At 41.3% G+C, this 20,742-nt stretch carries 24 protein-coding genes and 3 tRNA genes; 25 read left to right on the plus strand and 2 right to left on the minus strand.

Annotation, left to right across the window (positions count from 1 at the left end):
- Positions 1-40 precede the first annotated feature (40 nt).
- The 7 genes from ACOT8F_RS16785 to ACOT8F_RS16815 all read left to right on the plus strand — a co-directional run bounded on the left by ACOT8F_RS16785 (position 41) and on the right by ACOT8F_RS16815 (position 7,610).
- Positions 41-1,414 carry a UDP-N-acetylmuramoyl-tripeptide--D-alanyl-D-alanine ligase gene (locus ACOT8F_RS16785; protein ID WP_421653067.1) on the plus strand — a complete coding sequence of 458 codons (1,374 nt, stop codon included), beginning with the start codon at positions 41-43 and terminating at the stop codon, positions 1,412-1,414.
- 185 nt (positions 1,415-1,599) lie between these two features.
- Positions 1,600-1,701: a YdeI/OmpD-associated family protein gene (locus ACOT8F_RS16790; protein ID WP_421653068.1), complete on the plus strand. Its 102-nt coding sequence runs from the start codon at positions 1,600-1,602 to the stop codon at positions 1,699-1,701.
- A 91-nt stretch (positions 1,702-1,792) separates the two neighbouring features.
- Positions 1,793-2,488, plus strand: a complete 696-nt coding sequence (locus tag ACOT8F_RS16795; protein WP_421653069.1) for an alpha/beta hydrolase — start codon at positions 1,793-1,795, stop codon at positions 2,486-2,488.
- A 188-nt stretch (positions 2,489-2,676) separates the two neighbouring features.
- Positions 2,677-4,167 carry a degradosome RNA helicase CshA gene (gene cshA, locus ACOT8F_RS16800; RefSeq protein ID WP_421653070.1) on the plus strand — a complete coding sequence of 497 codons (1,491 nt, stop codon included), beginning with the start codon at positions 2,677-2,679 and terminating at the stop codon, positions 4,165-4,167.
- Between the two features lie 337 nt (positions 4,168-4,504).
- On the plus strand, positions 4,505-5,002 hold the full coding sequence (locus ACOT8F_RS16805; RefSeq protein WP_421653071.1) for a DinB family protein: 498 nt from the start codon (positions 4,505-4,507) through the stop codon (positions 5,000-5,002).
- A gap of 624 nt (positions 5,003-5,626) precedes the next feature.
- Positions 5,627-6,106 (plus strand): PH domain-containing protein, encoded by a 480-nt coding sequence (locus ACOT8F_RS16810; protein WP_421653072.1) that lies wholly within the window; start codon positions 5,627-5,629, stop codon positions 6,104-6,106.
- Positions 6,093-7,610, plus strand: a complete 1,518-nt coding sequence (locus tag ACOT8F_RS16815) for a PH domain-containing protein (protein WP_421653073.1) — start codon at positions 6,093-6,095, stop codon at positions 7,608-7,610. The genes ACOT8F_RS16810 and ACOT8F_RS16815 overlap by 14 nt, the downstream gene beginning before the upstream one ends.
- Here ACOT8F_RS16815 and ACOT8F_RS16820 read toward each other — a convergent pair.
- A complete protein-coding gene (locus ACOT8F_RS16820) occupies positions 7,558-8,151 on the minus strand; it encodes a rhomboid family intramembrane serine protease (protein ID WP_421653074.1) in 594 nt (197 codons plus the stop codon). The two genes, ACOT8F_RS16815 and ACOT8F_RS16820, sit on opposite strands and share 53 nt — an antisense overlap.
- An 89-nt stretch (positions 8,152-8,240) precedes the next feature.
- Here ACOT8F_RS16820 and acpS point away from each other — a divergent pair, with 89 nt between their 5' ends.
- The 14 genes from acpS (at position 8,241) to ACOT8F_RS16890 (ending at position 19,316) form a co-directional block, all read left to right on the plus strand.
- On the plus strand, positions 8,241-8,609 hold the full coding sequence (acpS, locus tag ACOT8F_RS16825) for a holo-ACP synthase (protein WP_421653075.1): 369 nt from the start codon (positions 8,241-8,243) through the stop codon (positions 8,607-8,609).
- A gap of 113 nt (positions 8,610-8,722) precedes the next feature.
- The gene (locus ACOT8F_RS16830; protein ID WP_421653076.1) at positions 8,723-9,745 is read left to right on the plus strand and encodes a LolA family protein; all 1,023 of its coding nucleotides are present in this window, start codon (positions 8,723-8,725) and stop codon (positions 9,743-9,745) included.
- 120 nt (positions 9,746-9,865) lie between these two features.
- Entirely contained in the window at positions 9,866-11,020 is a 1,155-nt protein-coding gene (gene alr / locus ACOT8F_RS16835; RefSeq protein ID WP_421653077.1) for an alanine racemase, read from the plus strand.
- 159 nt (positions 11,021-11,179) lie between these two features.
- Positions 11,180-11,461: a CopG family ribbon-helix-helix protein gene (locus ACOT8F_RS16840; RefSeq protein ID WP_421653078.1), complete on the plus strand. Its 282-nt coding sequence runs from the start codon at positions 11,180-11,182 to the stop codon at positions 11,459-11,461.
- Between the two features lie 4 nt (positions 11,462-11,465).
- Positions 11,466-11,816, plus strand: coding sequence for a type II toxin-antitoxin system endoribonuclease NdoA (gene ndoA, locus ACOT8F_RS16845; RefSeq protein WP_035404386.1), 351 nt, complete (start codon positions 11,466-11,468; stop codon positions 11,814-11,816).
- A 265-nt stretch (positions 11,817-12,081) separates the two neighbouring features.
- Complete coding sequence (locus ACOT8F_RS16850) at positions 12,082-12,921, plus strand: STAS domain-containing protein (RefSeq protein ID WP_421653079.1); 840 nt, start codon at positions 12,082-12,084, stop codon at positions 12,919-12,921.
- The gene (locus tag ACOT8F_RS16855) at positions 12,918-13,283 is read left to right on the plus strand and encodes an STAS domain-containing protein (RefSeq protein WP_421653080.1); all 366 of its coding nucleotides are present in this window, start codon (positions 12,918-12,920) and stop codon (positions 13,281-13,283) included. The genes ACOT8F_RS16850 and ACOT8F_RS16855 overlap by 4 nt, the downstream gene beginning before the upstream one ends.
- 3 nt (positions 13,284-13,286) lie before the next feature.
- Entirely contained in the window at positions 13,287-13,688 is a 402-nt protein-coding gene (locus ACOT8F_RS16860; RefSeq protein WP_421653081.1) for an anti-sigma regulatory factor, read from the plus strand.
- Between the two features lie 17 nt (positions 13,689-13,705).
- Positions 13,706-14,713, plus strand: coding sequence for a PP2C family protein-serine/threonine phosphatase (locus tag ACOT8F_RS16865; protein ID WP_421653082.1), 1,008 nt, complete (start codon positions 13,706-13,708; stop codon positions 14,711-14,713).
- A 68-nt stretch (positions 14,714-14,781) separates the two neighbouring features.
- On the plus strand, positions 14,782-15,114 hold the full coding sequence (locus tag ACOT8F_RS16870; RefSeq protein WP_421653083.1) for an anti-sigma factor antagonist: 333 nt from the start codon (positions 14,782-14,784) through the stop codon (positions 15,112-15,114).
- Entirely contained in the window at positions 15,111-15,593 is a 483-nt protein-coding gene (gene rsbW / locus ACOT8F_RS16875; RefSeq protein WP_421653084.1) for an anti-sigma B factor RsbW, read from the plus strand. Before ACOT8F_RS16870 ends, rsbW begins: the two co-directional genes overlap by 4 nt.
- Entirely contained in the window at positions 15,559-16,353 is a 795-nt protein-coding gene (sigB, locus tag ACOT8F_RS16880; protein ID WP_421653085.1) for an RNA polymerase sigma factor SigB, read from the plus strand. The genes rsbW and sigB overlap by 35 nt, the downstream gene beginning before the upstream one ends.
- Positions 16,350-16,949, plus strand: coding sequence for a PP2C family serine/threonine-protein phosphatase (locus ACOT8F_RS16885; RefSeq protein WP_421653086.1), 600 nt, complete (start codon positions 16,350-16,352; stop codon positions 16,947-16,949). The genes sigB and ACOT8F_RS16885 overlap by 4 nt, the downstream gene beginning before the upstream one ends.
- A gap of 204 nt (positions 16,950-17,153) precedes the next feature.
- Positions 17,154-19,316, plus strand: coding sequence for a Tex family protein (locus ACOT8F_RS16890; RefSeq protein ID WP_421653087.1), 2,163 nt, complete (start codon positions 17,154-17,156; stop codon positions 19,314-19,316).
- A gap of 42 nt (positions 19,317-19,358) precedes the next feature.
- Here ACOT8F_RS16890 and cmpA read toward each other — a convergent pair whose 3' ends face one another.
- Complete coding sequence (gene cmpA, locus ACOT8F_RS16895; protein ID WP_421653088.1) at positions 19,359-19,472, minus strand: cortex morphogenetic protein CmpA; 114 nt, start codon at positions 19,470-19,472, stop codon at positions 19,359-19,361.
- A 205-nt stretch (positions 19,473-19,677) separates the two neighbouring features.
- Here cmpA and ACOT8F_RS16900 point away from each other — a divergent pair, with 205 nt between their 5' ends.
- The 4 genes from ACOT8F_RS16900 to ACOT8F_RS16915 all read left to right on the plus strand — a co-directional run bounded on the left by ACOT8F_RS16900 (position 19,678) and on the right by ACOT8F_RS16915 (position 20,537).
- Positions 19,678-20,133 (plus strand): SprT family protein, encoded by a 456-nt coding sequence (locus ACOT8F_RS16900; RefSeq protein WP_421653089.1) that lies wholly within the window; start codon positions 19,678-19,680, stop codon positions 20,131-20,133.
- A 126-nt stretch (positions 20,134-20,259) separates the two neighbouring features.
- Positions 20,260-20,334 (plus strand) — tRNA-Asn (locus ACOT8F_RS16905).
- 27 nt (positions 20,335-20,361) lie between these two features.
- Positions 20,362-20,452: transfer RNA gene (locus ACOT8F_RS16910), tRNA-Ser, on the plus strand.
- Positions 20,453-20,462: 10 nt separating this feature from the next.
- Positions 20,463-20,537 (plus strand) — tRNA-Glu (locus ACOT8F_RS16915).
- Positions 20,538-20,742: the final 205 nt, after the last annotated feature.

Here is a 20,742-nt window from a genome sequence, read left to right on the forward strand (position 1 = left end):
TGAGCTTAAGAAGCTTTTAATAAGAAAGGAGCGACCTGAAATGATCCAAAACACATTAGGCGAAATTCAGGAAATGGCATTTGGCAGGGGGCTTGACAAAAAGTTTTCTGATATGGCCATTAATGGCGTAACAACAGACTCCAGAAATGTTGAGGGAGATGCATTATTCATTCCTATTAAGGGTGATAAGTTTAATGGCCACCATTTTGCAGAAAAGGCCATATCACTTGGGGCTGCTGCAGTATTATGGGAGGAAAGCGAACCCAATCCGCCCCAAAACATTCCTGTCATCTATGTGGATGATACGCTTATAGCTTTACAGCAGCTTGCAAAAAGCTACAAGGAAAAAATCGGGGTAAAAGTAATAGGAATAACCGGCAGCAATGGGAAAACAACAACGAAAGATCTTGTAGCTTCCGTCTTATCAGAAGCTTATTCTGTACATAAAACTAAAGGGAATTTTAATAATCATATCGGTCTTCCTCTAACTCTCCTCAGCATGCCGCAAACGACAGATGTTGCTGTTCTTGAAATGGGAATGAGTGCGAGGGGAGAAATTGAACTGCTTTCAGAAATCGCAAATCCTGACGCGGCCATTATCACAAATATCGGTGAATCCCATATGGCTGAGCTCGGTTCACGGGAAGGAATTGCCGATGCAAAGATGGAGATCATTAAAGGACTCTCACCAAACGGCCAATTCATCTATTTTGGTGATGAACTTTTATTAAAAGAACGGGTGAATCAAAATAGCTTTTCAAGAAAACCGGTAACCTTTGGCAAAAGCCAAAATAATGATTACTACCCAACTGAAGTAGAGCAGAATGACAAGGGAGTCACTTTTAAAGCACACCCTTTTGAAGATAGCTTTTTTATCCCTGTACTCGGGGAGCATAATGTTTGGAATGCACTCGCTGCGGCGGCTGCAGGCAAATATTTCGGCTTGACAGAGGAGCAAATAAAAAAGGGCCTTGCAAGTCTTGAAATGACAGCAATGCGGCTAGAGCTTTCAAAAAGCGAAAACGGCTGGTCCATAATTAATGATGCGTATAACGCAAGCCCAACATCTATGCATGCTGCAGTTAAGCTTGTCGAGGATCTGGAAGGATACAGGCGTAAGTTTGTCGTTCTTGGGGATATGCTGGAGCTTGGAAGCATGGAGAAGCAGTTTCACCAAGAGGTCGGCGAAAAAATAAACCCGGATAAAGTTGGCTTTGTTTATACCTACGGGGCGCTAGGAGAAGAAATAGCAAAAGGCGCTAAAACGGCTTTTCCTTCAGACAGAATTAAAAGCTTTACGGATAAAGAAGCGATGATTCAGGATCTGAAAAACCATTTGGAGAAGAATGACCTGATTCTTGTTAAAGCCTCCAGGGGAATGAAACTAGAAGAAGTTGTTACTGCCCTGATTTAAGGAGAGATTGTTCAATATGGAAGACATCCTCAAAAAAATACGGGTTCCAAAAGGTGAACGTGTGCTTGTGATGAATGCTCCTGAAGAATGAAGCATTTTGCTGATATTCATGGAAAACATCTGGTTGATACCATCCCACATGGTTCGTATTCTTTCGTGCAGCATTTTGTTGAGAGTGCGGCGGCATGAGTGAGTGGATTGTGAGTGCTAAACGACAGGAAACGAAAGAAAAAAGATTGGAAAAAATGCTTCGAAAGCTTAATGAAAAGCAGAAGGGGCCATACTAAAAGCCAGGGACTAAAGTGACTGGAAAGGTGCTTTGTGATTTCTGGCGAATGGGTATAGGTTAACAGCAAGCAATGAAGGATGGTGAGATCCATGACTGGCTGTTTATGTATTCATGGGTTTACAGGAGGGCCATATGAGGTGGAGCCGCTAGCCAAGCATTTGCAGCAAACATTCGGCTGGGAAATTCAGGTGCCGGCTTTGCCTGGACATGGTGAGACTCCTGAGCTGAAGGGAATTAAATTTAAGGCTTGGATACAGCATGCTGAGAATGAATTGAAGAAGCTGCTAAATGAGCATTCAGAGGTATACGTCATCGGCTTTTCAATGGGAGGAATGATCGCTTCCTACCTGGCTGTGAATTATCCTGTTAACAAACTGGTTCTTCTGAGTGCAGCGGCTTATTACATTAACCCGAAACAGGTTCTTCAGGATGCACGAGTGATGGCTGTTGATCTGTATCATAGAAGGCTTGCGGAAAATGAGCTTTATACAAGATATAAAAAGAAATTTTTAGGCACACCGCTGAGCGCAGCTTATGAGTTTCGGAAACTTGTACGATATGTAAGGCCCCATCTGCAGAATATTCAGATTCCTGTTCTAATCGTCCAGGGAGAGTCCGATGGGATCGTACCAGTCAAAAGCGCCCATTATTTGTACAACCATATCGGCTCAGAAGAAAAAAAACTCTGCTTTCTTCCGTTATCCAAACATCTAATTTGCCATGATTGTGAATTTAATACGCTGACAGAAGAAGTCACTTCTTTCCTGGTAAAGGATTCTCTCTAAGGTTGGTGAGTTTCCATTAATTGAGCAAAAGGCATGAAAGAAGCCTTATTGTGTAATTCTAAAGTTAGTGCTATGATTAAATGTAAAGTGTTTACGGGCTTGTTTATGAAAATTTCCCTGAAAAGGTTTATTATTTATTGCATATGAGTCTGTGAAGACTAGCAGATAATATAAAGGAGTATGATACATTGACTACTATGTTTCAAGAATTAGGTATTAGCGAAAGCCTGATGAAGGCAATTAAAAAAATGGGTTTTGAGGAAGCAACACCGATTCAGGCGCAAACCATTCCTCTAGGATTAGCAGGCAAGGACATTATTGGTCAAGCCCAGACTGGAACAGGAAAAACTGCTGCTTTTGGTGTTCCTTTAACAGAAAAAATTGATCCGGAAAGCCAATCTATTCAGGGAATTATTATTGCACCAACAAGGGAATTAGCAATTCAAGTTTCGGAAGAGCTTTATAAAATTGCTTACTACAAGCGTGCACGTGTACTTCCGATTTACGGCGGACAAGACATTAACCGCCAAATTCGCGCCTTGAAGAAAAATCCGCACATCATTGTCGGAACTCCTGGCCGTCTTCTTGATCACATTAACCGCAGAACGCTTAAACTTCAAAATGTACACACAGTTGTACTTGATGAAGCAGATGAAATGCTGAACATGGGATTCATCGAAGATATCGAATCCATCCTTTCCAATGTTCCTGAAAGCCATCAGACTCTTCTATTCTCAGCAACGATGCCAGACCCGATCCGCCGAATTGCAGAACGATTCATGTCTAATCCTGAACTTGTCAAAGTAAAGTCAAAAGAAGTGACTGTTCCAAACATTCAGCAATTCTACATCGACATCCAGGAGAAAAAGAAATTTGACGTGCTGACTCGTTTGCTTGACAGCCAGTCTCCTGAACTTGCGATCGTATTCGGCCGTACAAAGCGCCGTGTTGATGAGCTTTCTGAAGCATTGACACTACGAGGCTATGCAGCTGAAGGAATTCATGGAGATTTGAGCCAGGCACGAAGAATGTCAGCTCTTCGTAAATTCAAAGATGGAAGCATTGAAGTGCTTGTAGCAACTGACGTAGCTGCCCGCGGACTTGATATTTCAGGTGTTACGCATGTTTACAACTTTGATGTGCCGCAAGATCCGGAAAGCTATGTTCACCGTATTGGCCGTACTGGCCGTGCCGGTAAAACAGGTATGGCAATGACATTTGTTACACCAAGAGAAATGGAAATTCTGAAAAACATTGAGCGTACAACAAAACGCAAAATGGATCGCATGAAGCCGCCAACTCTTGATGAAGCACTTGAAAGCCAGCAATCCGTTACTCTTGAGAAACTTCGCAGCGCGATTGAAAATGAAAACCTTGCGTTCTACGCAAAAGCTGCTGAGCAATTGCTTGAAGAGTTTGATTCCGAAAAAATCATTTCTGCAGCAATCAAGCTGATGACAAAAGAACCAAGCCAATCTCCTGTCCGTTTGACAGAGGAAGCACCTGCTCCTTTCAAAAAGAGCGGCGGCTACCGAGGCAAACGTGAAGGCGGCGGAGGCGGACAATACAATCAGCGCTCAGGCAAAAAGAGCAGCAATCATAACCGCTCTTACAACGACAAAAACCGTTCTTCTCAACAAAGACGGAAAAAACAATATTCTTCTTCTTCTCAATCTTAATGATATGAGCAAAAAAACCTCTTTCCTTTGCGGAAAGAGGTTTTTTTATGGATGAAATAAATCTCCAGCAAATATTTTCCTGAAACAAGCAGATGATTAGCTGATCATGATACAATGAATTTGAAAAAGTTGTTTAATTTAGGCTATTTTCTTAAACTTTGTTGCTTTTCCATCTATATAAATATCTGGACATTTATACAGCTGCTAATTTTAGGAAAAGATGCCACGAAGCCTATCTATAACCGTTTTGCGAAAACAGTCTTAATTTATAACCGCCATGAAAAAACACCAATCATTCAAAAAATGAAACGATTTGCTAAATTGAGGAGGGAATGGAATGTTTACATCAGTGAATGATTTTTTAAACGAGTGGAAACAGGAAGCAGCAGACACGCAAAAGGTTATGGATGTGCTGACGGATGAATCGTTGAATCAGGAAGTGTCCCCAGGGTTATACAGCATCGGAAGCCTGGCTTGGCATATTACTGGAGCAGTTTACTACTTTCCTTCACAGATTGGAGTGAAATTTGAAATTCCTTATCTTCAAAAAGCTGCGCCTAAATCAGCTGCTGAAATCAGCGAGACATACAAAATAGTAAGCCAGCGCTTAACAGAAGCATTCACTGAACAGGTTTCAGATCAGAAAATGAATGAAATGGTGAATTTATTCGGAAGGGACATGCCTGTTCAGGCCGTATTCCGTCTGCTTATTCAGCATCAGGCACATCATCGCGGGCAGTTGACTGTCCTTATGAGACAAGCTGATTTGACAGTTCCTGGTGTATATGGTCCGAGCAAAGAAGAATGGGAAGCGATTAACGCTCAAAAGAGCTGATATCGACGTGATGCAAAAAAGCCGGCCGCCTGCCGGTTTTTTAATATCGAAATTTAAAGCATTTCTTACCTCAGTTTGCACGCACTGAATCTGTCTTCACGCGCCATCGGCTCGGGGATTGTTATAAGCATGCGCTTTAAGAAGCTTGAGCTTCCTGCCGGGAAAAAATAAATAGAGGAAAAGCTGTTCTCTTGCCAATGAGCTTTTGAACAGCTTTTTTTATTTAATGCTCTTTTCTTAAACTTTGTTGCTCATGACCCTATATATAGTCCTCGAAACCAATGGGATGGCAAAAACCTTTAAGAAAAGATGCCCCGATGCTAGTCTAAATGCGTGATAAATGCATGTACGAAAAACAACAAGCTCTGCGAAAACAGCCTTTCTTTCTTCATCGAAATAAGTAATTTCCAAACCAAATTAGTTTACATATACGAATAGCAACAACTTTTGCGAAAACAGACTTATTTGAAAAAAAGGTCATTCGACGAACCTTTAACACAACCTATTCATATACCTCTTATTTGTATATACTGGAAAACGAAGGCTGGCGGGGCATTTTCGCCCGCTTCACCATACATAAAGGCTTTTTTTGAAAAGCGTGGTATTTTGGGGAGGGGAAACAACTTGAGAGAAGCACCTGAAAATCGAATCAGCGGAAAAGCTCTGACAATGTGGAGGATTTCTGCACTGCTTTCGAGCCTGTTCTATTTATTTGTGCTTATTGGAGTAAGTGTATTATTTTATTTTAAAGAATGGCCAATATGGATTGTTATTGCACTTTTTTGCTCATGGATCATCCATTTGATTTACTCAGCCTGGTTAAAGCCCATGCTCCGTCACAGGGTGTGGAGATACGAAATTCATGAACAAGAAATTGATCTGCAATATGGGATGTTTACAGTGAGGCGGGTTTTAATTCCAATGGTGCGTGTGCAGCATGTGGATACCCAGCAGGGACCGCTTTTAAGGAAATATCAGCTCGCAACCATTGAAATTACCACTGCTGCCACAAAGCATCATATTCCTGCTCTTGATGTTCATGAAGCAGATCAGCTCCGTGATTACATATCAAGGCTTGCAAGGGTGACAGATGATGATGAGTGAACCAAATCGGCTTCATCCGGTCGTTGTTATATTAAACTTTATTAAAAGAGTAAAGGATATGATCATTCCGCTTGTCGTTTTCTTATTTTTTAATGGGGCAAGAAGTATGCCAGCTGGCTGGAAATATGCCGGTGTTGGCGTATTTATTCTGATCTTGGTAATCTTTAGTGTGCTGTCATGGCTGAAATTCACCTATCGAATCGAGAACGGAGAATTAAGAGTCGAAAACGGAATTTTCGTTAATAAGAAAAGATACATACCTGTTGAGAGGATCCAAACCGTCCATGTAAATGCGGGCCTTGTTCAACAAGCATTTGGCCTCGTCCGGCTGCAGGCGGAAACTGCAGGCGGCGGCAAGGAAGCAGAAGTGGTGCTTGAGGCTATTCATAAAAAAAAGGCAGAGGAAATCTGGGCAGTGCTTTACAGGAAAAAGCAAGAGATTGAAAATGCAGAACTTGTTTTAGAGAAGCCAGCTGATAGATTGTCTCTGTCCAAAAAGGAAGCAATATACAAATTAAGCGGGAGAGATTTATTATTTGGCGCTGCAACTTCAAGCGGAATAGGCGTTGTATTATCTGCAGCCGCTGCTTTTGCTTCACAGATTGATGACATTATTCCCTGGCAAAGCATATTTTCTAAATTTGAATTCCTTTCAAATGCGAGCCTGGCCCTCTATGCCTTTGCCGTATTTATTGGCTTTGTATTAGCATGGATTGTAAGTATGCTCGGAGTTATTTTGAAATACGCCTCTTTTACTATCGTAAAGAACGAGAAGGAACTAATCATTTCAAGAGGTCTCCTTGAGAAAAACCAATTAACCATTCCGCTTGCCCGAATCCAGGCAGTCAAAATTTCAGAAGGCATTCTTAGACAGCCATTTGGTTACGCTTCGGTTCACCTGTTCATTGCGGGAGGAGGAACAAAAGGAGAGAAGTTTTCAGCAACGCTTTTTCCTTTTGTAAAAAAATCGCAAATACCTTCTCTGCTGATGGAATTTGCTCCAAGCTATACACTGTCGTCAGAGTTAATCAAGGTGTCGCCTAAGGCGCGCGCAAGATACATTTTTGGCCAAGTGCTGCCAGCTCTTATTCTGATCATTCCCTTGTGTATATTCCTGCGCCCGTGGGGTTATTTGTCACTTGTTTTTTTCATTGCAGCGGTGTTCCTTGGGCTTCAGGCTCATAAGGATGCTGGATGGAGCCTTAAAGGTAAACAGCTCTCACTGTCATCACGGGTATTTTCAAAAACAACTGTTCTCGTTCTTAAGCAGCATATGCAGACTTTCAGAGTGGACCAATCGTTTTTTCAAAAGAGAAGGGACCTGACAACAATTAACACGTCGATCATTTCAGGATTTACAGGGGCTCATATTTCTTTAATAGGCTTGGACGCCAAGCAAGCCCTGAAAATCGAAAACTGGTTTTCCAGAAGAACCATTCCTCCCAGAAGGCCTATGGATAAACCTTCTTCAATAGAAGAGGAGCAGTTCCCATCCCAACCATAAAACCGAACAAGTGGGCAATGATATTAATATCATCTGACATAAAGGAAGTAAGAAAGCCGACGATCAGTATGATAAGAATGATTTGGGAATTTGCCCTGCTGATCAGATCTTTTCTAAAAAAGGACATATATAAATAAACGCCGAACAAGCCGAAAATGGCTCCGGATGCTCCAATGTGAGAATACTCAAGCGGCTCGAGAAAAAAGGTTGCCGCATTCGCAAGGAATCCGCAAAGAAAGTAAATCAATAAAAATTTGCCTTTCTTTAAAAGCTTTTCAAGAGGAGGAGTAAATAAAATCAGTGATATAGTGTTGAAAAACAGATGGCTAAAGCTGGCATGAAGAAAAATAGGTGTTATGAGGCGCCACCACTCTCCCTCTGCAATCCCTAAGTTATATCCGTCGAGCCATGTAAACAAAAACATAATGGATTGAACCGGAATCAGAAATAACAGCCATAGTAAGAGATGAACAGCACATAGTGCTGAAACAATTGGATAGCGTGAGATGTAAACGCCGAGGCTCTCTGTTCTGGTAAACAAATGGGTTCCTCCTTTATGATTAATAGGAATAGTTCATCCTACGGCTGTACACTCCAAATTAGTACAAGTTTAAAAAAGCAGGTGGTCAAATGATAAAAGGAATAGGGCTTGATCTGGTGGAAGTTGATCGGATCAAAAGAACAGCAGCAAGGCAGCCGCGATTTTATAAAAGAATATTGACTGTGAAAGAACAAGAAAAATATTTGCGATTATCAGGAAGAAGGCAGGATGAATACCTTTCAGGCCGTTTTGCGGCAAAGGAGGCTTATGCGAAGGCGTGCGGGTTGGGAATAGGCACTTTTCTAAGCTTTCAGGATCTAGAGATATTTAATGATTCAGCAGGGAAGCCGGCCATCATCTGCAAAACAAGCAATGAAGAAGATAAGCTTCACCTTTCCATTACCCATACAAAAGAATATGCAGCTGCACAAGTGCTGATCGAAAGCTCGTCAAGCTAGTCTGCATATTATAAAACCCTGTCTCATATATTTGTAGAGCGATAAGGGAGACAAGTCATTTTGAAGGCTTTGTTCATCATCTCTCTTTTTTAGGTCAGTATGAGACAAAGGGGTTGGAAAGGTTGAAAAAAAGCTTCGCTCTGATTGTGACAGTGCTGATTGCAGTACTGGTAATGGCAGCATGCGGGAATAAATCCCAGACGGATGTGGTAAAAGGGCTCGATAAAAAAGTAGAAGATTTAAACGGCTATAAGGCAGAAGCCAAAATGACCCTCCAGACCGGAAGCGAACCGCAGGTTTATGATGTGGAAATCTGGCACAAGCAGCCTTCCTATTACCGTGTCAGCCTGAAAAGCCAAAATAAAGATCAAAGCCAGATGATTCTTCGGAATGACGAAGGAGTTTATGTGCTGACTCCTGCTTTGAACAAGAGCTTCCGCTTTCAAAGCGACTGGCCAAAAAACAGCAGTCAGGCCTATTTATTTGAATCATTGGTAAAAGACATCATGGACGACAAAAAATCAGTGTTTAAATCAACGAATACCCATTATGTATTCGAAACAAAAACCAATTATCAAAACAACAAGATGCTTCCTTTTCAGGAAATTTCATTTAACAAAAATGATCTTTCTCCATCTGTTGTGAAGGTTATGGATCCAGACCGCAATCCTCTCGTTACAGTAGAATTTAAGAAATTCCAGTTTAATACTTCTTTTGACAAGGATTCTTTTGATATGCATAAAAACATGTCCTTTGCCCTTTTGGATGTTCCTGCAAATGCACCTGCCAGCAAAGAGCCATTCGCTGTGAAATATCCATTGGATGTTCCGGATAAAGTGAAGCTGAAGAATCAAAAAGAAGTGAAAACGGCTAACGGCAAAAGGATTATCATGACCTTTGGCGGGAAAAAATCGTTCACAATGATCCAGGAACGGGCTACTCAGTCGCCTCCTTCAGATACCGCCACACCTGTCAGCGGGGTTCCGGCAGATCTTGGATTCACCATTGGAGCGCTGACAAAGAAGTCCATTTCATGGACGAATAACGATGTTGATTATATGATTGCCTCTGACGATTTGAGCCCCGATGAAATGATTTCGGTTGCACGTTCTGTTCAAGGGCAGTCTGCCAAGTAGACCAAACCGGATGGCGGCGCCATCCGGAATTTTTTTGCTCGGTATCCTGGAACATTTGACAATTCTTGCAGTAAAGTTTGATAATCATATTTGTATAAACTTTAGCGAGGAAGTGTCACTATGAATCAGGGATCATTTTACCGGGACACGTGGGTAGAAATTAACCTGGATGCGATAAAACAAAACGTGAGAAACATGAAAAAGCATGTGGGAGAGCAAACGAAGGTCATTGCGGTTGTTAAAGCGAATGCATATGGCCATGGTGATTCCGAAACAGCTGAGGCAGCGCTCTCCTCTGGAGCAAGCATGCTTGCCGTTGCCTTTCTGGATGAAGCCCTTTCTTTGCGTGAAAAAGGAATTACTGCACCCATTTTGGTGCTTGGGGGATCAAGAGCGGCCGATGTGCAGACAGCGGTCGACCATCATATTACACTGACGGTATTTTCACTGGATTGGCTAAAAGAAGCAATGAATGAATTGGAGAAAGGGACACTTTTCTGCCATATTAAAGTGGATACAGGAATGGGCCGTCTCGGTTTTACAGAGAAAGAGAAGCTCATGGAGTTTATTTCTTATTCAAATTCAGAAGAGAAAGTTGCCATTAAAGGGATCTATACTCATTTTGCGACAGCTGACGAGCTTGAAACAGGCTACTTTGAAAAGCAATTCAAACGTTTTAATGAGATGATTGAAGGTCTTCCTTCGGAGGATTGGATGGTTCACTGCGGGAACAGTGCAACAGGCCTCCGTTTTCCGGAAAAGCTTTTTAATGCAGTAAGGCTGGGGATTTCCATGTACGGTTTGTCGCCATCAGAAGAAATGAAGAAGGAACTTCCGTATAAGCTCGAAGAAGCATTCTCTCTTCGTACAAAGCTTGTCCAAGTCAAAAAAATTCATAAAGGAGACAGTGTCAGCTATGGGGCCACTTTCAAAGCTGAGAAAGATGAGTGGGTCGGCACGCTTCCTATTGGATATGCTGATGGCTGGATCAGGAAATTGAAAAATTCCGATGTGCTAATAGAAGGCAAAAGAGTGCCAATTATTGGACGGATCTGCATGGATCAATGTATGGTTTTATTGCCTGAAGAAATGTCTTCGGGCACGGAAGTTACACTGATCGGAAAGCAGGAGAATTCGGAAATTCCTGTAGATGAAGTGGCTTCAAGGCTTGAAACCATTAACTATGAAGTCACATGCATAATAGGGACGAGAGTGCCCCGAATATATATGGAAAACGGCAGAATTGTGAAAGTGAAAAATTCCCTTTTGAGTTAGTATCTGCGCAACCATATAAATTATTGAATAAAAAAGACACCAACATGTCTATAATATTGAAGAATTATTGCGAAAAATGGCTTTGCTTCTTGTTTTATAAATGTTATGATTAAACAGGAATGAATAACGGGTGTGCAAGTTTGTTGGAGGTGTATGTTTGTGTCTGAATCCAGCGCAACTACTGAAATTTTGATCCGCTTACCGCAGACATTAGTCTCAGAATTGGACGGTCTTGTGAAACAAGAAAACGGAAATCGAAGCGAGCTAATTTATCAAGCAACCAAAATGTATATTCGTGAGCGAAAAAAGCGACAGATTCGTGAATCCATGAGAAGAGGATACATGGAAATGTCCAAGATTAATCTTAACATTGCTTCCGAAGCTTTTTTGGCAGAATCCGAGGCTGACCACACTGTTGACCGCTTAGTCAGCGGGGGGTAATCCGTTGATAGTTAAGCGCGGCGACGTTTATTTTGCAGATTTATCTCCTGTTGTCGGCTCTGAACAAGGAGGCGTACGTCCGGTTTTAATCATTCAAAATGATATAGGTAACAGGTTCAGTCCGACTGTCATTGTTGCTGCGATAACCGCTCAAATTCAGAAAGCAAAGCTGCCTACACATGTAGAAATTGACGCTAAGCGATACGGATTTGAAAGAGACTCCGTTATCTTACTGGAACAGATTCGAACAATTGACAAACAAAGATTGACTGATAAAATCACTCATCTCGATGATGAAATGATGGATAAAGTCGATGAAGCGTTACAAATAAGCTTGGGCCTTATTGATTTTTAAAAGCTCATTTCTTTTTGCCTACTGCTGTAGAGTTTGTAATGCGCAGGCTTGCATTCTTTTAGCTGTTACGAATACAACTTTCGTGCGTGCGGAAGGCCATTTTTAAAAAAATATTAGATAATAAAGCGGGGGTTGCACGATGCAACCCCCTTTTTACGTCCAGTATAAGGAAGCAAGGAATAACACCAGAATTCTTTTTTTTGTTTACATTAATAGGTATAATAGTAAGCAGATATTATTATCGCAGTTTAAGGGGGTAACCGCCATGAGCCGGTCATCCAGAAATCCTATTCTGGATTTTTTAGTGAAACATCAGGAAGATCTTATACAAGAGTGGACCCGTATATTAAAAGATACAGATGATCGAAAGGTTTCCAATGTCATTTCGTCCTCGGTTTATGACCAGGTATGCCGTGAATTTATTGGAATCCTGATGCATCACTTGAGTAATCCGGAAGACAAGCAGGAAGAAAGGCTGAATGATTTCTCTCTGAAAATTGTGCAGATCGGCTGGACGCTTCACTTCATCATTTCTGGAATGAAGGAACTGAGCAAAATCATTTTTGAAAAAATGACTGAAGAATCGACCGATCAGGAAAAGGTTGAACTTGTTTTTCTATTTGAAGAATGTGTATCGCCTATGAGCTATGAGGTAATTCACCACTACGGTTCTTCATGGGAGAGAACGGTATCTATTCAGAAGATGGCGCTGCAGGAGTTATCCGCACCGCTTATCCCGGTATTTGATAATATTACGGTTATGCCTCTCGTTGGTACGATAGACACAGAACGGGCAAAAAGAATAATGGAAAATCTGCTTCATGGTGTTGTCAAGCATAGAGCGGAAGTAGTTTTAATTGACATCACAGGTGTACCGGTAGTAGATACAATGGTCGCTCATCACATTATTCAAGCCTCGGAAGCGGTCAGGATGGTAGGAGCAAAGTGCCTGCTTGTCGGCATCCGTCCGGAGATTGCCCAGACTATTGTTAACTTGGGAATTAACCTGAATAAAGTAACAACAAAGAATACACTGCAAAAAGGGATAGAAAGTGCTTTGGAAATGACTAATAGGAAAATTGTATCTATGGGGGAATACCGGTGAGAACTCCGAGAATACCAATATTAAAATTAAAAAACTGTCTGCTCGTTTCCATTCAATGGGAGCTTGATGATCAAACAGCATTGCAATTCCAGGAAGACCTACTTCAGAAAATCCATGAAACAGGTGCATATGGGGTTGTTATCGATTTGACATCAGTAGACGTAATAGATTCGTTTATTGCTAAAGTTATAGGTGATGTGATCAGCATGTCCAAGCTTATGGGGGCAAAGGTTGTACTAACTGGGATACAACCGGCAGTAGCGATCACATTGATTGAACTTGGTATACAGCTGGAAGAAGTTGAAACTGCACTAGATCTTGAAAAAGGGCTTGAGTCACTACAGCAGGAATTGGGGGACTAACTTATGGATAACCAATCCTGTGTAAAGATAGTCACTGAATGGGACATTGTAGCAGCCAGGCAGCTGGGGCGCAATGTTGCAAAGGAGCTCGGGTTTGGCACCGTTGACCAGGCAAGAATTACGACAGCCATATCAGAACTCGCAAGGAACATCTATTTATATGCTGGACAAGGCCAGATATGCATTGAAAGAATTACCGAATTTGGAAAACAGGGTTTAAAAATTATAGCCATAGATAACGGACCGGGCATACCGGATATTCGAAAGGTGATGGAAGATGGATTTTCAACTTCCGGAGGCCTTGGAGCAGGACTACCCGGAGTAAAACGCTTAATGGATGAATTTAATATTCATTCAGGAATAGGAGAGGGTACTGATATCCAAGCGGTTAAATGGCTTCGCTAGGAGGAAGGGGAAGCTTAATGGAATTCCAAGAAATCTTCGAACGAAAATACAGGGAATTAGTTAGTAATTATATAAATGAGCTGACTGAGACGGCTCTTTACCAAGGGCAAAAATTCAGCCGCAAAACAATTGAGCAGCAAATTCCGCCAGAAGAAATCGTCAGTATTCACAGAAAAGTTCTTCAGGACTTGTTTCCTGATATAAAGGATGATATCCTTCACTCCCTTGATTTTCTCCTAGAAGTTATGATTGGATACGGATTGGCTTATCAGGAGCATCAGATATTAAGGGATAAGCAGCGGGAGATCAAGTCTGAGATTGAGATTGCAGCGAACGTTCAGCAAACGCTCTTGGAGACTTCTGTTCCTGATTCTGCTGAAGTTGATATAGGGGCAATCAGCATTCCTTCCAAGCAAATGAACGGAGATTATTATCATTTTGTTCAGGATAGCAATGGAATTAGCATTGCCCTTGCAGATGTGATAGGAAAAGGAATCCCTGCTGCACTATGTATGTCCATGATTAAGTATGCAATGGACAGTTTGCCTGAGTCGAGAAAGTATCCGAATCAAGTTCTGGAAAATTTAAACAGTGTTGTAGAGCAAAATGTTGACCCAAGTATGTTTATTACGATGTTCTATGGGAAATACGATACAGAAAGCCACATTTTTAATTATGCATCTGCAGGCCATGAACCAGGGTTTTATTATTCGCATAAAGAGGATCGTTTTTCAGATCTTGATGCAAAAGGACTGGTTCTTGGAATTGACCAGAACATCAAATATCAGCAGTATGAGAAAAGAATCGAATGCGGTGATATGGTTGTGCTTTTTTCTGACGGCGTTTCCGAAACCCGCTCTCAGGACGGATTTATTGAACGTTCATATATAACAAAGCTGATTAAAGACTATATTGATTTGCCTGCACAGCAAATTGTTGAAAAGATTTATCAGGAATTTCTTCAAATGCAGGATTTTCAATTAAGGGATGATTTTACCTTTATAATAATCCGCAGAAAGGTTTAGGTTTTGCCCTAAGCGGGAAGGAAACCAATAGCTTATTTCGTATTTTAACGTTTTGAGGTGAGGAAAAGATGAATTTACAAACCATTACTAATGAGAATAAAGAACAAATAACTGTTAATGTTTCCGGTGAAATAGATGCCTTTACTGCTCCGAAGCTTCGTGAAGAGCTCATGCCTCTTGCGGAAAAGGAAAATGCTAATTTGGTCATCAATCTGAAAGATGTTTCATATATGGATAGTACAGGCCTGGGTGTGTTTGTCGGACTTTTGAAGGCTGTGCGAAAAAATGGCGGCAAGCTGAAGCTGGTGGAACTTTCTGATAGGCTTGCCAGACTGTTCAGCATTACAGGGCTAAATGACATCATTGATATTTCTTCAAAAGCAGAGGATGGTGTACAATGAATCAATTAGTTGACTATATTGAAATGAAAATTCCGGCCAAACCGGAATATGTTGGCATTGTTCGTTTGACCCTTTCTGGCATTGCGAGCCGCATGGGTTATTCCTATGACGAGATTGAAGATTTAAAAATTGCGACAAGCGAAGCGTGTACCAACGCGGTACAGCATGCATATAAAAATGTTCAAAATGGAGAAGTAACAATTGGCTTTGGCCTATATCCGGACCGTCTCGAAGTAATTGTATCCGATAAAGGAGAAAGCTTTAACTTCGAGCAAAAGAAAAGCGAGCTTGGACCATATTCGTCCAATTCCTCAGTTGACTCTCTCTCGGAAGGAGGGCTGGGTTTATATTTGATGGAAGCACTCATGGATGAGGTTAGGGTTCAAATAGACTCAGGAGTTACAGTCTATCTGACTAAGCTTTTAAACGGGGAGCGGGTGAATAATGACACGGCTGTCACAAACTACGAAGCTAACTAAAGAAGAAGTAAATGATCTGATTCAGGATTTCCAGCTACATCAAGATGAAGCCGCTCAAACTTCACTTGTTAAACATTATGCAAGCCTGGTTGAGACGCTGGCCAAAAAATATTCTAAAGGAAAGAGCTTTCATGAAGATCTCATGCAGGTCGGCATGATCGGCTTGCTTGGAGCTATTCGCAGGTTTGACCCAACTGTCGGCAAATCATTTGAAGCTTTTGCAATTCCTACGATTATTGGAGAAATCAAGCGTTTCTTGAGGGATAAAACCTGGAGTGTCCATGTTCCAAGAAGGATTAAGGAACTGGGACCGAAAATTAAAGCAGCAGTGGATGAACTGACAAATAGCCTTCAGCGCTCGCCGTTAGTATACGAAATAGCGGATTTTCTTGAGGTGAGTGAAGAGGAAGTTCTGGAAACGATGGAAATGGGCAAGAGTTACCAAGCGTTATCGGTTGACCACTCCATTGAAGCTGATTCAGATGGAAGCACTGTAACTATTCTGGATATTGTTGGTTCCAGAGAAGAAGGATATGAGAAAGTTAATCAGCGTATGATGCTGGAAAGTGTATTGCATGTTCTTACAGAAAGAGAAAAACAGATCATTCATTTAACATTCATTGAAAACAAAAGTCAAAAAGAAACAGGTGAAGAATTGGAGATTTCTCAAATGCATGTTTCCAGATTGCAGAGAAGAGCCATTCATAAGCTGAGAGAAGCTTTGGCTGCTGATAATAAATCGATGGAGCTTTACCAATGATCGATATTGAGTCGAATAGTCACGTGCACGCCTTAGCATTTCAGCTGCAGAAGCTGGGGAAATCGCTTTGCGGAGACAGTTTTACAATGGTTACAACGGATGAATATTTTATGTGTGCACTATCTGATGGGTTAGGAAGCGGTGAACTTGCCAACGAATCATCTGAGGCAATCAGTCAGATCGTAAATGAATATCACCATGAAGATATAGCTTCCCTGATGCAAAGGGGAAACGAAGTGCTTAAAAACAAACGGGGTGCCACTGTATCGCTTTTTAAAGTAGATTTTAATAAAAAGCAATTTACTTACTCCTCAGTCGGTAATGTCAAATTTGTTCTTTATAGCCCTTCTGGTAAATTTATTTATCCTTTGCCTGTTTTGGGATATATGTCAGGTAAGCCTCAAACATATAGAGTCCATACCTATCCATATGAGAAAGGCTCAAAGTTCATCCTTTATACAGATGGATTGCAGGTCCCGGGAGTTAAATCCATCTTAAGGGATTTCCAAACAATTGAAGACATATCAGAACATCTGGAAATTTACACTCACACTAGATATGATGATTTAACTTATATAGTCGGTCAGCTTTTATAAATAAAAGTTGAGCGGCTTTTTATTTTTAGGCTGCCCTGAAAATAACTTCTTGAAAAAAGCAACAAACGGAGCTAAAGGTGCCATGTTTCCATTAATTTTGCAGATAATATCCAAAGCCACGCACCTCTAAATGGTCCTTCTTGAATACAGAGGTGCAATATCTGTTAAAATGGAGGTTAGGGAACTGAGACTGGAGGCTTTGTAATGGAAGATCAAAACGCTTTAATCTTGAAGCAAATAACCGAAGAGATGAAAATCGGTTTAAAACAGGTGAAAAACGTCATTCACCTCTTGGAAGAGGGGAACACGGTCCCTTTTATCGCCCGGTACCGCAAAGAGCAAACAGGAGCTCTTGATGAAGTTCAAATAAGAGATATATCAGAAAAATGGCAATATCAGCTAAATTTGAAGGCTAGAAAAGAAGAGGTGCTGCGACTCATTGAAGAACAAGGAAAGCTGACAGATGAGTTGGCTGCCCAAATTTCTGGCGCTGTGAAACTGCAGCAGATTGAGGATTTATACAGACCATATAGACAAAAGAGAAGAACGAAAGCAACAATCGCAAAAGAAAGAGGCCTTGAACCGCTTGCAGAATGGATTCATTCTCTTCCTAAGTCAGGTTCCCTTCAAGAAAAAGCTGAAGAGTTTATAAACGAAGAAAAAGAAATTCATACAGCAGAAGAAGCCATACAGGGGGCTAAAGAGATCATTGCAGAAAAAATTTCTGATGTTCCAAAGTACCGTCAGTGGATACGTGAGGAAACAGGAAAACATGGTAAAATTGCAACCTCTGTAAAGAATAAAGAAAAAGATGAGAAGCAAGTTTATGAGATGTATTATGAATATGAAGAACCGATTCAAAAAGTAGTTCCGCACAGAATCCTTGCGATGAACAGGGGAGAAAAAGAAGAAATCATCAAAGTATCGATCCAGGCGCCTGTTGACAGGATTATTTCTTACCTTGAAAGAAATGAATTAAAACATAAGGAAACCATTGTAAAAGACCGAATACTTGAAGCAATTGAAGATGCTTATAAACGATTGATTGAGCCAGCTGCAGAAAGAGAAATCCGCAAAGAACTAACAGAAAAAGCAGATAATCAGGCCATTCATATTTTCTCTGAAAACCTGAGAAATTTGCTCCAGCAGCCCCCTCTTAAAGGAAAGATTGTACTCGGCGTGGATCCTGCATATAGAACAGGCTGTAAGCTTGCTGTAGTCGATGAGACAGGCAAGGTCCTGCATATAGGAGTTATCTATCCTCACCCGCCTGTTAACAAATCGTCTGAAGCAAAACAAATTGTTAAGGACATACTGGTGAAATATAAGATTGAAGTCATTGCTATAGGAAATGGAACGGCATCCAGGGAAACGGAGCAATTTATTGCTGATACGATAAAGGAAGTTGATAATGAGTTGTTTTATCTCATCGTCAATGAAGCGGGTGCCAGTGTTTATTCTGCTTCTGATATTGCCAGAGAAGAGTTCCCAGACTTTAAAGTGGAAGAAAGGAGTGCTGTTTCCATAGCCAGGCGGCTGCAGGATCCGCTTGCAGAACTAGTTAAAATTGATCCTAAATCAGTCGGTGTGGGACAATATCAGCATGATGTCAGCCAAAAAAATTTAAATAATTCATTAACATTTGTTGTTGAAACAGTTGTCAACCAGGTTGGGGTTAATGTGAATACTGCATCTTCTGCACTTCTCCAATATGTAGCTGGACTCAGCAAAACAGTTGCCAACAATATAGTGAAAAAACGGGAAGAACTGGGGAAATTCAGTGACAGAAAACAATTGAAGGGGATTCCCCGCCTTGGAGCAAAAACATACGAACAGTGCATTGGGTTCTTAAGGGTTATAGATGGTAACCAGCCGCTGGACAGGACAGGGATTCATCCTGAAAGCTATAAGGAAGTAGAACAGCTGCTTACCAGGCTGGGTTCAAGTGTTCACGAGCTTGGCAGTGATGATCTAAAAGATAAAATACGTTCTCTGGACATAAAAGAAGCTGCAGCTACATACAATATTGGCGAGCTGACGTTGAAGGATATCTGTGATGCTCTAATTCGCCCGGGCAGAGATCCGCGTGATGAGGTAGCTAAGCCTCTGCTAAAAAAAGAAGTGCTAAAGCTTGAAGATTTAAGCCAGGGGATGGAGCTTCAAGGTACTGTACGAAACGTCGTGGACTTTGGTGCATTTGTAGACATAGGCGTTAAACAGGATGGTCTTGTTCATATATCAAAAATGAGCAAGTCTTTTGTCAAACATCCACTGGATATTATCTCTGTCGGAGATATCGTAACCGTCTGGGTGGATTCTGTTGATCTTCAAAAAGGAAGAGTTGCCCTTTCGATGGTAAACGACTAGACCATATTTGTTATTTAAGAAGCAGCCAAAATGAAAGCACTGCTATGAGCAGTGCTTTTTCCTGTAAAAGAACCAGCACTGATTCAGGAGTTTTATCTGGTAGCGGTTTTTTTCAAGGTAGGCGCGCATCATCTGATTTTTTAGCCATGATGGCATTGCTCAACCCTCCTTAAACGTTATAATGGTATATGGGTATTACCTAATGTATGCAATGTGAAAATGTCCCGTTCAGAATTTTTTTAGGCTCTTTTTCAAGGGCTTGCATTTTTATTGAAATTCTTTTTTAGGATATAACAGGTGCTATTTTTAAATGGCCCCTTAAATTGAACATATACAGCTTTTCTCAGGAGAGGTGGCCATCATGATGCAGCAGAAACTCCAAGAGCTAGTAGAAGAGATCTCGGCGACTTTTTTTAAAAAAAGATTTCGACATACCGCCCGTTTTAATCCTAGGTTAAGAACGACTGGAGGAAGGTATCTTCTCGTGTCGCACGATATTGAGATTAATCCAAAATACCTTGAAGAGCACGGTATGAAAGAAATGGTAGGTATTATTAAGCATGAACTGTGCCATTATCATTTGCATATAGAAGGGAAAGGCTATAAGCACCGAGATAAAGAGTTCAGAGAGTTGCTTGAACAAGTTAAAGCTCCTCGCTTCTGTAGTCCTCTAGTCCGTACGAGGCAGAACCGGAAGACGTACTCTTATAAATGCTTAGTGTGCTCCCAAAAGTTTTTAAGAAAAAAAAGAATGAATACATTAAGATATGTGTGCGGCAAATGCGGAGGAAAGATTGAACAAGTATTTAGCGGTTGACGAATACTTTATGATATGGTAAATTATAAAAGCCGTCGGAAATGGACGGTTTTTCTTAACATGTTTTAAAGAAACCATGTTGACAAGGTTTGGACAAGAGAGTATACTAAAGCAAGTCTGTTTTATTCCGCAGTAGCTCAGTGGTAGAGCTATCGGCTGTTAACCGATCGGTCGCAGGTTCGAGTCCTGCCTGCGGAGCCATTTATATTTAGGACAAGCATAAATAATGGGGAAGTACTCAAGTGGCTGAAGAGGCGCCCCTGCTAAGGGTGTAGGTCGTGTAAGCGGCGCGAGGGTTCAAATCCCTCCTTCTCCGCCATTATTTTATCGGCCCCTTGGTCAAGCGGTTAAGACACCGCCCTTTCACGGCGGTAACACGGGTTCGAATCCCGTAGGGGTCACCATACATATTGATCATTAATCAAGGTTTTGAGAAGCAAGCAGTTCTAGGAATCGAGGGAGCGAACACCGGAGCGTACCTAAGTACGTGAGGATGTGAGTGAGCGAAGATGACAACGAAATGCGCCGCTTATCAAAAGCCGTAACTTATGGAGGATTAGCTCAGCTGGGAGAGCATCTGCCTTACAAGCAGAGGGTCGGCGGTTCGAT

The sequence above is a fragment of the Chryseobacillus diguaensis genome (genome assembly GCF_049220665.1).
Classification (GTDB): Bacteria; Bacillota; Bacilli; order Bacillales; family Bacillaceae; genus Metabacillus_B.

Excerpts from the sequence above, each read along its gene's own strand:
- ACOT8F_RS16785 (WP_421653067.1), top strand. The coding sequence starts at position 41 with ATGATCCAAAACACATTAGGCGAAATTCAGGAAATGGCATTTGGCAGG.
- ACOT8F_RS16790 (WP_421653068.1), top strand. The coding sequence starts at position 1,600 with ATGAGTGAGTGGATTGTGAGTGCTAAACGACAGGAAACGAAAGAAAAA.
- ACOT8F_RS16795 (WP_421653069.1), top strand. The coding sequence starts at position 1,793 with ATGACTGGCTGTTTATGTATTCATGGGTTTACAGGAGGGCCATATGAG.
- ACOT8F_RS16805 (WP_421653071.1), top strand. The coding sequence starts at position 4,505 with ATGTTTACATCAGTGAATGATTTTTTAAACGAGTGGAAACAGGAAGCA.
- ACOT8F_RS16815 (WP_421653073.1), top strand. The coding sequence starts at position 6,093 with ATGATGATGAGTGAACCAAATCGGCTTCATCCGGTCGTTGTTATATTA.
- acpS (WP_421653075.1), top strand. The coding sequence starts at position 8,241 with ATGATAAAAGGAATAGGGCTTGATCTGGTGGAAGTTGATCGGATCAAA.
- alr (WP_421653077.1), top strand. The coding sequence starts at position 9,866 with ATGAATCAGGGATCATTTTACCGGGACACGTGGGTAGAAATTAACCTG.
- ACOT8F_RS16850 (WP_421653079.1), top strand. The coding sequence starts at position 12,082 with ATGAGCCGGTCATCCAGAAATCCTATTCTGGATTTTTTAGTGAAACAT.
- ACOT8F_RS16860 (WP_421653081.1), top strand. The coding sequence starts at position 13,287 with ATGGATAACCAATCCTGTGTAAAGATAGTCACTGAATGGGACATTGTA.
- ACOT8F_RS16865 (WP_421653082.1), top strand. The coding sequence starts at position 13,706 with ATGGAATTCCAAGAAATCTTCGAACGAAAATACAGGGAATTAGTTAGT.
- ACOT8F_RS16870 (WP_421653083.1), top strand. The coding sequence starts at position 14,782 with ATGAATTTACAAACCATTACTAATGAGAATAAAGAACAAATAACTGTT.
- rsbW (WP_421653084.1), top strand. The coding sequence starts at position 15,111 with ATGAATCAATTAGTTGACTATATTGAAATGAAAATTCCGGCCAAACCG.
- sigB (WP_421653085.1), top strand. The coding sequence starts at position 15,559 with ATGACACGGCTGTCACAAACTACGAAGCTAACTAAAGAAGAAGTAAAT.
- ACOT8F_RS16885 (WP_421653086.1), top strand. The coding sequence starts at position 16,350 with ATGATCGATATTGAGTCGAATAGTCACGTGCACGCCTTAGCATTTCAG.
- ACOT8F_RS16890 (WP_421653087.1), top strand. The coding sequence starts at position 17,154 with ATGGAAGATCAAAACGCTTTAATCTTGAAGCAAATAACCGAAGAGATG.
- cmpA (WP_421653088.1), bottom strand. The coding sequence starts at position 19,472 with ATGCCATCATGGCTAAAAAATCAGATGATGCGCGCCTACCTTGAAAAA.
- ACOT8F_RS16900 (WP_421653089.1), top strand. The coding sequence starts at position 19,678 with ATGATGCAGCAGAAACTCCAAGAGCTAGTAGAAGAGATCTCGGCGACT.